A 13,679-nucleotide genomic window follows, 5' to 3' on the forward strand; every position below is an offset into this window, starting at 1 on the left:
AGGCGGCCCAGCGGCCGACGCGGCAATTCGGTGGTCGCAGCAAACGAGTCAGATACGCTTTCGGGCGGATTCTCTCTCGCCGCTGCGACCACCGAATGCATTCACGCTCGCATTAACAGTGAGTGTCTTTGAACACCACCTGTCATTTCCGGTAAGCGTGTGGCCGTATAATGGTCTGTTGGGTCCGCACCGGACCAATCTCTCTAGCTCATAAGGTTCTTGATGACTGAAGCCATCACGCGTCGGGAAAACCGCCGCAACGTCGCAATCGTCGCCCACGTCGACCACGGCAAGACCACTCTGGTCGACGCCATGCTCCGCCAGACCGGTGTGTTCAGCGAACACGGTGATTTTGCTGAACGCGTCATGGACTCCGGCGACCTCGAACGCGAGAAGGGCATCACCATTCTCGCGAAGAACACCTCGGTTCTCTACAACGGACCCTCAGCTGGCGACGACCCCATCGTCATCAACGTCATCGACACGCCGGGTCACGCTGACTTCGGCGGAGAGGTCGAGCGCGGCCTGTCCATGGTCGACGGTGTCGTTCTTCTCGTCGACGCCTCCGAGGGCCCTCTGCCCCAGACCCGCTTCGTGCTGCGCAAGGCGCTGGCTGCGAAGCTGCCGGTCATCCTCCTGATCAACAAGACCGACCGTGCCGATGCTCGCATCGACGGAGTCGTCGAAGAGGCTCAGGATCTGCTCCTCGGTCTGGCCTCCGACCTCGCGGACGAAGTCCCCGATCTTGATGTCGACTCGGTCCTCGATGTTCCCACTGTCTTTGCTGCGGCCAAGGTCGGGGCAGCCTCGCTCGAACAGCCTGCTGATGGAGAGGCTCCGTCGAATCCGGACCTCGAGCCGCTGTTCAAGACGATCCTCGAGACCATTCCGGCTCCTGAGATCAACGATGACGACATCCTCCAGGCCCACGTGACCAACCTGGACGCCTCGCCGTTCCTCGGCCGTCTTGCTCTGCTGCGCATCTTCGGCGGCACCCTGCGCAAGGGCCAGCAGGTCGCCTGGGCTCGTGGCGATGACATCAGCTCGGTCAAGATCACCGAGCTCCTGGAGACCCAGGGCCTCGATCGCGTCCCAGCCACAGAGGCATCTGCCGGCGATATCGTGGCTGTGGCAGGTATCCCCGACATCATGATCGGTGACACGCTCACCGACCTGAACAATCCGAAGCCCCTGCCTGCGATCACAATCGATGATCCTGCGATCTCGATGACCGTCGGCATCAACACCTCGCCTCTGGCAGGTCGCGAGAAGGGCACCAAGGTCACCGCCCGCATGGTCAAGGATCGCCTTGACCAGGAGCTGGTCGGCAACGTCTCGCTCAAGGTTCTGCCCACCGAACGTCCCGACGCCTGGGAAGTTCAGGGACGCGGCGAGCTCGCGTTGGCTATCCTCGTCGAGCAGATGCGTCGTGAAGGCTTCGAACTCACGGTCGGCAAGCCCCAGGTTGTCACCAAGAAGATCGACGGCAAGGTGCACGAGCCGTTCGAAGAGCTCCAGATCGACGTGCCTGAGGACTACCTCGGTGCCGTCACTCAGCTCCTGGCCAGCCGCAAGGGCGTCATGTCGACCATGACCAACCACGGCACCGGCTGGGTCCGGATGGAATTCACCGTTCCCGCACGTGGACTCATCGGCTTCCGTACTCGGTTCCTCACCGAGACACGCGGAACCGGCATTGCCAACTCCTTCTCCGCAGGCTACGGACCTTGGGCCGGCAACATCGAGTTCCGCACCAACGGATCTCTCGTCGCCGACCGTCCCGGCGCTGTGACTCCTTACGCGATGATCAACCTGCAGGAACGCGGCTCCTTCTTCGTTCAGCCCACCTCGGAGGTCTACACCGGCCAGATCGTCGGCGAGAACTCCCGCGCCGACGATATGGACGTCAACATCACCAAGGAGAAGAAGCTGACGAACATGCGTTCGGCCTCGGCGGACTCCTTCGAGAACCTCGTTCCGCCGCGCAAGCTGACGCTTGAGGAAAGCCTCGAATTCGCCCGTGAGGACGAATGCGTCGAGGTCACCCCGGGCACAGTGCGCATCCGCAAGTTGGAACTCGACCCGAAGGAACGCGCGAAGACCTACGCCAAGCTGCGTAAACAGAACGCGTGAGTTCCACCAACCCAGCATGACCACAAGCACTCAGGACCCCATGACCGTCGTTCCCCGCATCCTCTTCGTGCACGCTCATCCCGATGATGAGACGATCACGACCGGAGGCACAATCGCCGCACTGGTCGGCGAGGGAGCGCAGGTCACGGTCCTGAGTGCCACTCGTGGTGAGGACGGCGAGGTCATCCCCGCCGATCTCAAGGATCTGGAAGGCAATCGGGCCGGCCTCGCCCGCGTCCGGGAAGCCGAGATCGCCGAGGCGATGGCTGCCCTGGGTGTACGCGAGCACCTGTTCCTGGGCGGCAGCGCCCATACCTTCGAAGACTCCGGGATGGAGTGGGGTCCCGATGGTCACGCCGTCGCCGCCTCGACCATGCCGGCCAACGCTCTGTGCGCTGCCGAACTTTCGACCGTGTCCCGTTACATTGCCGCCGTCATCGATGAGGTCCGTCCCCATGCGGTCATCACCTATGCCGCCAACGGCGGTTACGGTCACCCCGACCATGTCCGCGTTCACGAGGCCACTGTGGCCGCGATCGACGTCGCAACCTGGCGAACTGGACGACTGCTTTTCGTCGATGTCCCCGCCGAGGTGGCTCACCAGACCTTCGATGCGAACCAGCCGGGATTCGCCGAAACCGGCTTCTCACCAGCTCAGACGATCCCCACAAAGCCGCCAGTGAGCGAGATCGTCATCGCCCAGGACATCTCCGCTGTCCTCGGCGCCAAACGCGCCGCCTTGGCCGCGCACCGCACCCAGGTGAAGGTTTCCGGTGGGTTCTTCGCACTGTCGAACGGCATCGGCATGAAGATCGTCGACCACGAGTACTACTCCATCGGTGCTGGAACTCCCATCTCGGCCCAACAGCGCACATCAGGCCCCGCACCCCATGTGCTGACGGATCTTGACATCGCTGCCTGCGAAGCACAGGACCCGGCTGCTGTTGGTGCAGCTCCCTTGCGCCGCCGACGTCGGGAGCCCAAGAAACCCGGCTTCTTCGCCTATGCTCACGCCGTCGTCTTAGCAGTCCTCATCGGCTTCCTCGGCGCCATGCAGCACCTCAATGTGAGCGTGTTCGACTTGGCTGGCGCCACGGTCATACTGCCGTGGGGGGTCGCCCTGTCCCTGCTGCTGGCAGCCTGCGGACTCTGGCACCTCAAGACCATGTACTTAAGCTCGTCGCCGATGCTTGTGGCCGCGCTCATCATCGTCGTCCTCTCCTATGTCCTCGGCCAGCCGACGTGGCTGCCTGGCGCGGACATCATCGTGACCGGAACGCTGCGCTCAGCGGCCTGGCTGATCGGTCCGATGTTCATCGCCGCAATCCTCGCGTTCGTCAAGGTGCGGCCGCCCGCAGCAGCCCGTTAGAATCGGGAGAACTATGCCGACGCAGACCCTGTCCCACTCCTCACCGAACCCCGGCGGCCGCCCGCAGGGCTCCGCGGAGACTCCGAAGCGGAGACCGTGGATCATCGTCGGGTTCATCCTCCTCGTCCTGGCCGTCCTCTACCTGGTCATCGGATTCCTCACCGGACGAGTGCTCTCACCGGGGACGACTGTCGCCGGCGTGGACATCGGCGGTAAGTCCACCACCTCCGCAGAAGCGTCTCTGCGTGAAGAGCTGGGTGAGACAGCGGGGGAGGAGATCGAGCTCAAGGCAGGCAAGCCCACTGCTGCCCTCGACCCCGATAAAGCCGGGGTCAGCTTCGACATCACGGAGACTATCAGCCGAGCCACCGGCTTCACACTCAACCCCGTCATCATCTGGGACCGTCTCTTCGGCGATGACGAAATCGAACCGGTCATCAGCATCGACGATGAGAAGTTCGAGGAAGCCACCGGCAAGGTCACGGAATCCCTGAAGGTCGACCCCGTCGACGCCGAAGTCAGCTACGTCAAAGCCAAGCCCGAGGTCAAGGACGGCGCCGACGGTCAGAGCGTCGACGCCGAACAGGTGCGCAGCGCCATCGAGGACTCGTGGCTGCGTACCGAAGGGCCGCTGCCGGTCACAGCTGCCGACGTCGAACCCGACATCACCACTGCCGAGGCGAAGGACGTCGCTGACGGCTTCGCCAAGGACGCAGTGAGCGGGGATCTGAGTGTACGAGCCGAACCCGCGAAAGATGCTTCTTCGGATGTCGATGCGGGAGATCTGACGATCAGCCCGGCCACGATCGCGAAGACGCTGACCTTCGAGCCCAAGGACTCGAAGCTCACTCCTGTCTTCGACGAGGAGGATCTGCAGAAACGGGTCCTGGCGGCCAACAAAGACGTCGGGAAGCCTGCGAAGGATGCAAGCTTCACAATCAAAGACGGCAAGCCTCAGGTCGTGAAGTCCGAAACCGGAATCGGGATCAAGAAGGACGAGCTGACCACAGCCGTCACCGATGCCATCTCGGGCAAAACCGACAAACCCAGCGTCACCCTCGCCTCGGTGAAGCCGGACTTCACCACGAAGGATGCGGAGAAGGCTGATGTGTCTGAGGTGATGTCCGAATACTCAACCGGCTACTCATCCGAACCCAACCGCGACACCAACCTCAAAGTCGCGGCAAAAAAGGTCTCCGGGACCGTCGTTCAGCCCGGCGAGCAGTTCTCCCTCAACGAAGCCATCGGACAGCGCACAGCAGCCAACGGGTACAAGGCCGCCGGCGTCATCTCCGATGGCCAGATGAAGGAGGACTTCGGTGGGGGAGTCTCGCAGGTGTCGACGACACTGTTCAACGCCGCCTTCTTCGCCGGCTTCGAACTGGACGAACACCAGGCTCATTCGCGCTACATCTCCCGCTACCCAGAAGGCCGGGAAGCCACACTGGACTGGTCGACGATCGACATGAAGTTCACGAACACCTCGAAGCAGCCGGTGGTCCTGGACATGTACCTCTCCGATGGCAAAGTCCACGCGAAGGTCTTCGGCGACAAGAAGCTCAAGGTCAAGTCTGATTCCTCTGACCGCTACAACTACAGTTCACCCGGCTCCGTGACCGAGTCGGGACCAGAATGCACGCCGCAGTCTCCCAAGCAGGGGTGGTCGATCAAGATCACGCGGACAATGGAGGACATCGCCTCGGGCAAGACGACCAAAGACTCATTCGTCACCGTCTACCGGCCAGTGAACAAAGTCGAGTGCAAGGACTGAATCGCTTCAGCCGGAGTCGTTGACGCGACTCAGCCGCGACCGGCGTACCAGGACCGGTGGCGAACCGTGGCGCCCAGGGATGTGAAGAGGTTCAGGGACGCTTCGTTGCTCGCCTCCACATCAACGAGGTACGAACGCACCCCCCGCTGGGACAGCAGTGCCGCCGCGGCGCGGGCCACCGACCGACCTGCCCCTCGCCGACGCAGGTCGGGGTGGGTGACGAGATTCGTCAGCACACCCCATTTGCTGCGTTCGACGATCCGGGCGCTGGCCACCATGGTCCTGCTGCCATCGGGGTGATCGGCATAGGCCGTGACGAACTGACACGGATCGGAAGCCTCGATGAGGCCGCGGAAAGCGTCCGCCGAGCCCGGGTCGCGCTCACTCGTCCACGCCGCGTAGTGCATGGGGCTCGGCTCCTCGCTGACGTCGATCGACAGGCCTGGAGCGGCTGCGTCACCGGGATGAGCGGCACCAGCGGCCGCCTCGGCGGTGGAACCGGCCAGCAGGAAGACAGGCTCAGAGGGGGAGTAGCCGCGGGCGGAGAGCAGCGGCGCCAGCCCCTCGCAGGCCGGCGCCAGCGTACTGGAATCGTCGGCAGAGTAGATCTGGACGCAGCTGGGCTTCTCCCGGGCCGAGTACCAGGCTTCGACGGCGTCGAGGCTCTGCTCCCAATCCATTCCGGTATCGGTGACGGGAAGGCAGCTGTTGGCACGTCTGGTCACCGAGTCGGAACTGCGCAGCAGCCAGCCCTTCTGCAGCAGGCCGATGTCGGACTCGGATTCGGAACTCTCGTTGCGCAGGTTCTCCATGTGCAGCCAGGAGATGTCAGCGGGCAGCCACGCCGCTGCCGAGATCCGGCGCAGATCGACGGCGGACACGATCTCGTGGGTACGACCCGATTTGGTCGGTGCCGGGGGCACCTCATGGACGAGCAAGATCTGCTCACGAGCAATGCGGATCGGCCCGCGTTTGGTCCCGATCTCCACAAACGACTCGTCGGCACTGTTGACGACGCCGAGGGCATCTGAGGTCGAATGCGAATCACCAGGTTCGAGCGAATACCGCACGACCACTCTTTTGCCGGGCTGCAGATCGTCCACTTATCGCCTTCCGCCGAAACGTCCTTGAAGTTCTTGCCTCCCCAGCCTAATCCAGGGCCCATCCCCACCGCCGCCGACGTGACCGAGGACACGAATGTGAAAGAAGGATCACGTCGACCCGATGGGACCTGACCGGGCCGGAAGGCGTAGTCTTAGGCTGTATACGTGCAATCTCGTTGAGTCTTTATAGGAGTCGTACTCGTGACGTACATCATTGCCCAGCCTTGTGTCGATCTGAAGGACAAGGCCTGCGTCGACGAATGTCCGGTCGACTGCATCTATGAAGGTGAGCGCAGCCTCTACATCCACCCGGACGAATGCGTCGACTGCGGTGCCTGTGAGCCGGTCTGCCCGGTCGAAGCGATCTTCTACGAAGACGACACCCCGGAGGAATGGTCGGAGTACTACAAGGCCAACGTCGAATTCTTCGACGAGCTCGGTTCGCCTGGCGGTGCCGCGAAGCTGGGCAACACCGGCCTGGATCACCCGATCATCGCCGCCCTGCCGCGGCAGCAGCACGACTGAGCCATGTCGTCACGCTTCGGCCTCAATCTGCCCGACTACCCGTGGGATCGACTCACCGAGTTTCGCGATCGGGCCGCGCAGCACCCTGAGGGGGTCTGCGACCTCTCGATCGGCACACCGGTCGATCCCACCCCGCAGGTGATCCAGTCAGCTCTGGCCGCGGCCGGCGACGCCCATGGCTACCCGACGACGGCGGGCACGACCGAACTGCGCGAAGCCATCGCCTGGTGGTATCAGAACTGGCATGGGGTCACACTCGATCCCGCCGCCGAGGTGCTGCCCACGGTCGGGTCGAAGGAACTTGTCGCGTGGCTGCCCACACTGCTGGGGCTGCGCCAGGCTGGTCTGGAAGTGGCCTGCCCATCGGCGGCCTACCCGACCTATGAGATGGGGGCCACGATCGCCGGTGTCGGCTGTCGTCGTCTCGACGCGGCAGACGTTGCCGCCGGTGCCTCCCTGGACGGAATCGGACTGCTGTGGATCAACACCCCTGGCAATCCCACGGGTGAGGTGCTGGACACCGACACCCTCACCGAGGTTGTTCGCCGTACCCGTGAAGCTGGAGTCGTCCTTGCCTCTGATGAGTGCTACGGACTGCTCAACTGGGAATCCGAATCACCGGCTCCGAGCATCCTCAACGTCACGGGCGGAGATCACCACGGTGTTCTCAGCGTGTACTCGATGTCGAAGCAGTCCAACCTCGCTGGGTACCGTGCGGCCTTCGTGACCGGTGACAGTCAGCTCATCGGCGATCTCACCAAGTCACGCAAGCACGCCGGAATGATCGTGCCGTTCCCAGTCCAGGCGGCTATGATCGCCGGACTGCGAGACACTGCTCACGTCAATGAGCAGAAGGAGCGTTACCGCGCTCGTCGGGATCTGTTGCGCAGTGGACTCGAAGATTACGGATTCCGCATCGATCACTCGAGCGCGGGCCTCTATCTGTGGTCGAGTGCCGACATCAACTGCTGGGACTCGCTGTCCGGGCTGGCCGACATCGGCATCATCGCCGGTCCCGGCGAATTCTATGGTGAGGCGGCTACGGACCATGTGCGCATTGCCCTGACGGCAAGTGATGAGCGCATCGAAGCAGCCGCACGACGGCTGCATGCGGCGGCAGAATGAGCGGTTCTGAGGTCCAGAAGGTTGGACGCTGAGCCTACCGAAATTTGGTTCGAAGAAGCCCAGTAGAGCCAGATCAGACGGGTTACCGAGCAGTTTGAGCGGAGTGCTGGGATTTTCTGATTCTGGCAGTTATCGGTAGTCTTTGAGGGAATTGTGCAAGACACCTCAGGAAGTTCTTGAGGTGGGTCAAAGCTGAGGAGAACATATGCCATCGGATGCGAGTCTGCAGGTCGGGGACACGGAGCTGACGCTGCCCGAGGTGGCATCCTCAGCGGGCAACAACGGATATCGCATCGGTTCGCTGCTGAAAGACACCGGCGCGGTCACCTATGATCCAGGTTTCGCCAATACTGCATCAAGCTCCTCGTCTATCACCTACATCGACGGTGACGCAGGTGTTCTGCAGTATCGCGGCTATCCCATCGAACAGCTCGCCGAGCATTCCAACTTCGTCGAAGTCAGCTACCTCCTCATCCACGGTGAACTTCCGACACAGGAGCAGTACGACGCGTTCGACGGTCGACTGCGCGGACACACCATCGTCCACGAAGACCTGCGTCGCTTCTTCCGCGCCTTCCCCTACGATGCGCATCCGATGCCCATGGTGGCAGCCGCGGTCGCCGCTTTGTCGACTTTCTACCAAGATGACCTCGATGTCTTTGACGAAGGTCAGGTCGACACCTCGACATTCCGTCTGCTCGCGAAGATGCCGACGATCGCCGCACTGGCCCACCGCAAGAACATGGGTCTGCCGGTCATCCACCCGGACAACTCCCTGAGCCTCGTGGAGAACTTCCTGCGCGTGAACTTCGGAGTGCCGGCAGAGGACTACGAACCTGATCCACTGGCCGTCAAAGCCATGGACCAGCTCTTCATCCTCCACGCCGACCACGAGCAGAACTGCTCGACCTCGACGGTTCGACTCGTCGGCTCGTCACAGGCGAACCTGTTCCAGTCGATCTCGGCCGGCGTCAACGCTCTGGCTGGCCCGCTGCACGGTGGCGCAAACTCAGCTGTGCTGACGATGCTCGAGGAGATCTCAGCCTCTGATGACGGACCTGAGAAGTTCATGGAGCGCGTGAAGAACAAGGAAGACGGCGTTCGTCTCATGGGCTTCGGGCACCGCGTGTACAAGAACTACGACCCTCGCGCGAAGATCATCAAGAAGACCGCCGACGAGGTCCTGGCACGCTCCGGCGGCGACCCGCTGCTCGAGGTGGCTCAGAAGCTCGAAGAGATCGCTCTGGCCGATGACTACTTCGTCGAGCGCAAGCTCTACCCGAACGTGGACTTCTACACTGGGTTGATCTACAAGGCTCTCGGATTCCCCACGAACATGTTCACGGTGCTCTTCGCCGTCGGTCGTCTGCCGGGCTGGATCGCCCAGTGGCGCGAGATGATCAACGACCCCGAGACCAAGATCGGCCGCCCGCGCCAGATCTACACGGGCGCCTACTCCCGCGACTACAAGGAAATGAACGAGCGCTGATCACATCCGCGGTCGCACCGCTGGCCTCGACCGGCACCGCGACTCGTATTTGACACCGCGACTCTTAACTGGCACCGCGCCTCGCAAAAGGCACCGCTGGGCACATACGTCCTACACTCAGCACCATTTCGCCCCTTTGGGAGAAGGTGGTTTGCAGCCGAGTGTAGGGCGTATTGTCATGTCTACTCGAGGCGGATGCTCACGACGGGGCCGAGGCACGAAACAATGCGGTGCTGTGACAGCACGAGGGCGCGCCCACTTTCGTGGACGCGCCCTCGTAGTGTCACTTCAGAGTCTGCTCAGTGCAGGTCGGGGTTGAGTTCGATTCCCTTGGAGTCGCGGGAGATCGCTTCGACGGCGCCAGTGACGGAGTTGCGGCGGAACAGGATGTTGTTCTGGCCGCTGAGCTCGGAGGCCTTGACGACCGACTCGTCTTCACCAGGGACGGTGACGCGAGTTCCGGCGGTGATGTAGAGCCCGGCTTCGACGATGCAGTCATCGCCGATGGAGATGCCCACACCGGAGTTCGCGCCCAACAGGCTGCCGTTGCCGATTGAGATGCGGTGAGTTCCACCGCCGGAGAGCGTGCCCATGATCGAGGCACCGCCGCCGATATCGGAACCGTCGCCGACGACGACGCCCTGTGAGATACGTCCTTCCACCATGGCCGAACCCAATGTGCCGGCGTTGAAGTTGACGAAGCCCTCATGCATGACGGTCGTTCCCGCTGCCAGGTGCGCGCCCAGGCGGACACGGTCCGCATCAGCGATGCGCACACCGGAGGGGATGACGAAGTCGGTCATGCGCGGGAACTTGTCGAGGCCGTAGACGGCGACGGGACCGTTGGCGAGCAGCTTCGCGCGGGTGGCTTCGAAATCCTCCGGTGAGCAGGCGCCGGCAGAGGTCCACACGATGTTCGCGAGGTGACCGAAGATACCGTCGAGGTTGACGTCGTTGGGAACGACCACACGGTGGGAGAGTGCGTGCAGGCGCAGGTAGGCATCGGCTGCAGAAGCGGGACCGGCGTCGAGGTCGATGGTCGTGGTGACGACCTCGGTCCGGGTGCCGCGAGCCTCATCGGTGGACACGAGGGCATCGAGCCCGTCAGTGTCCGCGCGGGAGGCGGCGGCCGCCTCGGCGGCTTCAAAGGAATCGGCCGTGCTCAGGGTGGGGTACCAGGCGGTGAGGACGGAGTCGTTGTGCAGGGTGGCCAGGCCACGTGCGGAAACTATGCGTTCTGTCATGCCCCCAAGACTAGTCGGTGGCGGCGGTACTAGGCTAAGCGGTATGACTGTCGATCCATCTACTGAGACCGAATCCGGTTTCGCCCCCACCGGTGACCTGTCCGAATACCTGTTTACGGCCCTGGGCGACCCGGCCGAACTCACCGGTCGCCTCTGCGCCGTCGAATCCGTGTCCGGCAATGAGACAACCATCACCGATGCCGTTGCTCAGGTTCTTAAACGCATCGGGGCTGGCCCCGGCCCGGATCTGGAGATCCTGCGTGACGGAGACACCCTCGTAGCCCGCACGCACCTGGGACTGTCCGAGCGCATCGTCGTAGCCGGCCACTTGGACACCGTCCCGGTGGAGGACAACCTGCCGCCTCGGCGCACCCACATGGATGGTGCCGACTACACCGATGATGAGGTCATCTGGGGCAGAGGCGCCTGCGATATGAAGGCCGGAGTCGCGATGGCACTGGTCACCGCCGCGGCCCTGCGCGAACCCACGCGGGATGTCAGCTGGGTCTTCTACGACCACGAAGAGGTCGACGCTTCCCTGAACGGGCTTGGCCGCGTCTCCCGTAACCACCCCGATTGGCTGGGCGGGGACTTCGCGATCCTCGGTGAACCCTCGAACGCATCAGTCGAAGGCGGCTGCAACGGCACCATCCGGGTCAACGTCTCAACGACCGGAGTTCGCGCCCACTCGGCACGCGCGTTCATGGGAGTCAACGCCATCCACGCCGCAGCAGAGGTGCTGCGGCGCCTGGCCGAGCACGAGACCGGAACCGTGAACGTCGACGGACTCGACTACCGTGAGTCGCTGTCCGCTGTGTCGATCACCGGGGGAGTCGCCGGCAACGTCGTGCCCGACGCCTGCACCGTCGCGGTGAATTACCGGTTCGCACCGAGCAAGTCCGCCGCCGAGGCCGAAGGCTTCCTCCGTGAGTTCTTCACCGGCTTCGACGTCGTCGTCACCGATGCGGCCGAAGGGGCAAGGCCCGGTCTTGATCGCGCCATCGCACAGGATTTCATCGACACTCTGGGGCTCTCACCGGCGCCCAAACTGGGCTGGACCGATGTCTCCAGATTCAGCGCACTCGGTGTTCCGGCCGTGAACTTCGGACCCGGCAACCCTCTCTACGCCCACAAGTCGGATGAGCACGTGTCCGTCACCGAGGTCGAAGAGGCCACCCGGACACTGCACGCCTATCTCGAAGGCCGCTGAGACCCATGACAGACCATGACTCAACCGACACCGACTCAACCGCCGAGGTCCCAACCTCGGCTGCGGGGGACGTCTACAACCAGGGTTCGCTGCGCCTGCGCGGGTCACAGGTGCCGGAGACGACCGCTGACCAGAGCCTGCTCGATTCTCGTGGCTCCTCGGGTTGGGCGCACGAGGACCCGTGGCGGGTGCTGCGAATTCAGGGCGAGTTCGTCGAGGGCTTCGACTCTTTGGCGAAGATCGGCCCGGCTGTGTCGATCTTCGGCTCCGCCCGACTGAAGCAGGATACTCAGGAATATCAGGATGCGCGGGAGATCTCGCGGCGCATCGCTGCCAGCGGCAACGCCATCATCACCGGCGGTGGGCCGGGCATCATGGAGGCCGGGAACCTGGGCGCCAGGGAAGCCGGGGGAGTGTCGATCGGCCTCGGCATCGAGCTGCCCTTCGAATCCGGGCTCAACGACCACGTCGAGCTCGGTGTGAACTTCCGCTACTTCTTCGTGCGTAAGACGATGTTCCTCAAATACTCCCGCGGCTTCGTTGTCATGCCCGGTGGCTTCGGCACCCTCGACGAACTCTTCGAGGCCTTCACCATGGTCCAGACCGGCAAGGTCACCTCTTTCCCGATCGTGCTCTTCGGCACCGCCTACTGGCAGGGCCTCGTCGACTGGATGACAACGACTCTCCTTGCCGAAGGCGCCATCAGCGACAGCGACTTGAAGCTGTTCACCCTCACCGATGACATCGGTGAAGTCGTCGACATCATCGGGACTGCGATCGAAGGGGAGCGCCAGTGAAGGACGCAGCCGCACCCAGCCCCCACCTCGGCGGCTTCCAATTGGCACAGGCCCGGCCCGGCAGCCCCGCTATCATGGCCGTGATCAACCGGACCACTGATTCCTTCTACGAATCGGCCGCCACCGCCGAGGAGGCCATCGCAGCCGTCGAAAGCGCCGTGCAGGACGGGGCGCACATCGTCGACATCGGAGGGGTGCGGGCCGGCCGTGGGCGCGAGATCTCCAGCGCCGAGGAGATCGATCGTGTCTGCCCCGTGATCGAAGCGGTCGCGCACAGTCACCCCGATGTGCTCATCAGCGTCGACACCTGGCGACACGAGGTCGCTCAGGCGGCCTGCACCGCGGGCGCGGGTCTGCTCAACGACACCTGGGCCGGAGTCGATCCAGAACTGGCCTCCGTGGCGGCGCAGAACGACGTGGGCATCGTCTGCTCGCACACGGGCGGACTGGCTCCGCGCACCGATGCTCACCGCAACCGGTACGGGCTGTCCGCCGGCGAGGTCGTCGAACAGACACTGGACGGCGTGATCGGACTGGCCGAGGCCGCTCTGGACGCTGGCGTCGCTGCTGAGAAGATCATCATCGATCCGACACCGGACTTCGGCAAGAACACGTACCAGTCGCTGCGCCTGCTGCGGGAGTTGAAGACCTTCACCGACACCGGGTTCCGGGTGCTGCTGGCGATCTCTCGGAAGGACTTCATCGGTGAGGCCATCGGCGGCGTGGCACCGGGGGAACGACTCAACGGAACGATCGCGGCCACCGCTCTGGCGGTGGAGAAGGGGGCTGCGATGATCCGCACCCACGACGTCCGCGCCACCGCTGACGCCATCGCCGTGACGCTGGCGATCACCGGTGACGCAAGTCCCAAACACACCGTGCGCGGCCTGCGCTGAGCTGATGCTCTCACTAT

General features: G+C 63.4%; 11 protein-coding genes. 9 read left to right on the top strand and 2 right to left on the bottom strand.

Features of this window, described 5'->3' with window-relative positions:
- Positions 1-222 precede the first annotated feature (222 nt).
- The 3 genes from typA to LQ788_RS09125 are packed head-to-tail and all read left to right on the top strand — an operon-like array spanning position 223 to position 5,273.
- Positions 223-2,133, top strand: coding sequence for a translational GTPase TypA (typA, locus tag LQ788_RS09115; protein ID WP_231446972.1), 1,911 nt, complete (start codon positions 223-225; stop codon positions 2,131-2,133).
- A 16-nt stretch (positions 2,134-2,149) separates the two neighbouring features.
- Positions 2,150-3,502, top strand: a complete 1,353-nt coding sequence (locus LQ788_RS09120; protein WP_231446974.1) for a PIG-L family deacetylase — start codon at positions 2,150-2,152, stop codon at positions 3,500-3,502.
- Positions 3,503-3,515: 13 nt separating this feature from the next.
- Positions 3,516-5,273 (top strand): VanW family protein, encoded by a 1,758-nt coding sequence (locus LQ788_RS09125; RefSeq protein WP_231446976.1) that lies wholly within the window; start codon positions 3,516-3,518, stop codon positions 5,271-5,273.
- Positions 5,274-5,302: 29 nt separating this feature from the next.
- On the opposite strand, the gene LQ788_RS09130 is transcribed toward LQ788_RS09125, so the two are convergent.
- Positions 5,303-6,376, bottom strand: coding sequence for a GNAT family N-acetyltransferase (locus LQ788_RS09130; protein ID WP_231446978.1), 1,074 nt, complete (start codon positions 6,374-6,376; stop codon positions 5,303-5,305).
- A gap of 201 nt (positions 6,377-6,577) precedes the next feature.
- On the opposite strand from LQ788_RS09130, the gene fdxA reads away from it, so the two are divergent.
- The 3 genes from fdxA (at position 6,578) to LQ788_RS09145 (ending at position 9,515) form a co-directional block, all read left to right on the top strand.
- Positions 6,578-6,901: a ferredoxin gene (gene fdxA / locus LQ788_RS09135; protein WP_231446980.1), complete on the top strand. Its 324-nt coding sequence runs from the start codon at positions 6,578-6,580 to the stop codon at positions 6,899-6,901.
- A 3-nt stretch (positions 6,902-6,904) separates the two neighbouring features.
- Positions 6,905-8,026 carry a succinyldiaminopimelate transaminase gene (gene dapC / locus LQ788_RS09140; RefSeq protein WP_231446982.1) on the top strand — a complete coding sequence of 374 codons (1,122 nt, stop codon included), beginning with the start codon at positions 6,905-6,907 and terminating at the stop codon, positions 8,024-8,026.
- A gap of 205 nt (positions 8,027-8,231) precedes the next feature.
- Positions 8,232-9,515, top strand: a complete 1,284-nt coding sequence (locus LQ788_RS09145) for a citrate synthase (RefSeq protein WP_009881704.1) — start codon at positions 8,232-8,234, stop codon at positions 9,513-9,515.
- Positions 9,516-9,814: 299 nt separating this feature from the next.
- Here the strand turns inward: LQ788_RS09145 and dapD are convergent, their stop codons facing one another.
- A complete protein-coding gene (dapD, locus tag LQ788_RS09150) occupies positions 9,815-10,759 on the bottom strand; it encodes a 2,3,4,5-tetrahydropyridine-2,6-dicarboxylate N-succinyltransferase (protein ID WP_231446983.1) in 945 nt (314 codons plus the stop codon).
- Positions 10,760-10,802: 43 nt separating this feature from the next.
- Here dapD and dapE point away from each other — a divergent pair, with 43 nt between their 5' ends.
- From dapE to folP, 3 genes are read left to right on the top strand one after another with little or no spacing between them, the layout of a single operon-like run.
- The gene (gene dapE / locus LQ788_RS09155; protein WP_231446985.1) at positions 10,803-11,969 is read left to right on the top strand and encodes a succinyl-diaminopimelate desuccinylase; all 1,167 of its coding nucleotides are present in this window, start codon (positions 10,803-10,805) and stop codon (positions 11,967-11,969) included.
- A 5-nt stretch (positions 11,970-11,974) separates the two neighbouring features.
- Entirely contained in the window at positions 11,975-12,766 is a 792-nt protein-coding gene (locus LQ788_RS09160; RefSeq protein ID WP_231446987.1) for an LOG family protein, read from the top strand.
- A complete protein-coding gene (gene folP, locus LQ788_RS09165; protein WP_231446989.1) occupies positions 12,763-13,662 on the top strand; it encodes a dihydropteroate synthase in 900 nt (299 codons plus the stop codon). Before LQ788_RS09160 ends, folP begins: the two co-directional genes overlap by 4 nt.
- Positions 13,663-13,679 lie beyond the last annotated feature (17 nt).

The sequence above is a fragment of the Brevibacterium zhoupengii genome (assembly GCF_021117425.1).
GTDB lineage: Bacteria > Actinomycetota > Actinomycetes > Actinomycetales > Brevibacteriaceae > Brevibacterium > Brevibacterium zhoupengii.

Bases quoted from the DNA above. Each gene is read 5' to 3' on its own strand.
- typA (WP_231446972.1), top strand. From the start codon at position 223: ATGACTGAAGCCATCACGCGTCGGGAAAACCGCCGCAACGTCGCAATC.
- LQ788_RS09120 (WP_231446974.1), top strand. From the start codon at position 2,150: ATGACCACAAGCACTCAGGACCCCATGACCGTCGTTCCCCGCATCCTC.
- LQ788_RS09125 (WP_231446976.1), top strand. From the start codon at position 3,516: ATGCCGACGCAGACCCTGTCCCACTCCTCACCGAACCCCGGCGGCCGC.
- dapC (WP_231446982.1), top strand. From the start codon at position 6,905: ATGTCGTCACGCTTCGGCCTCAATCTGCCCGACTACCCGTGGGATCGA.
- LQ788_RS09145 (WP_009881704.1), top strand. From the start codon at position 8,232: ATGCCATCGGATGCGAGTCTGCAGGTCGGGGACACGGAGCTGACGCTG.
- dapD (WP_231446983.1), bottom strand. From the start codon at position 10,759: ATGACAGAACGCATAGTTTCCGCACGTGGCCTGGCCACCCTGCACAAC.
- dapE (WP_231446985.1), top strand. From the start codon at position 10,803: ATGACTGTCGATCCATCTACTGAGACCGAATCCGGTTTCGCCCCCACC.
- LQ788_RS09160 (WP_231446987.1), top strand. From the start codon at position 11,975: ATGACAGACCATGACTCAACCGACACCGACTCAACCGCCGAGGTCCCA.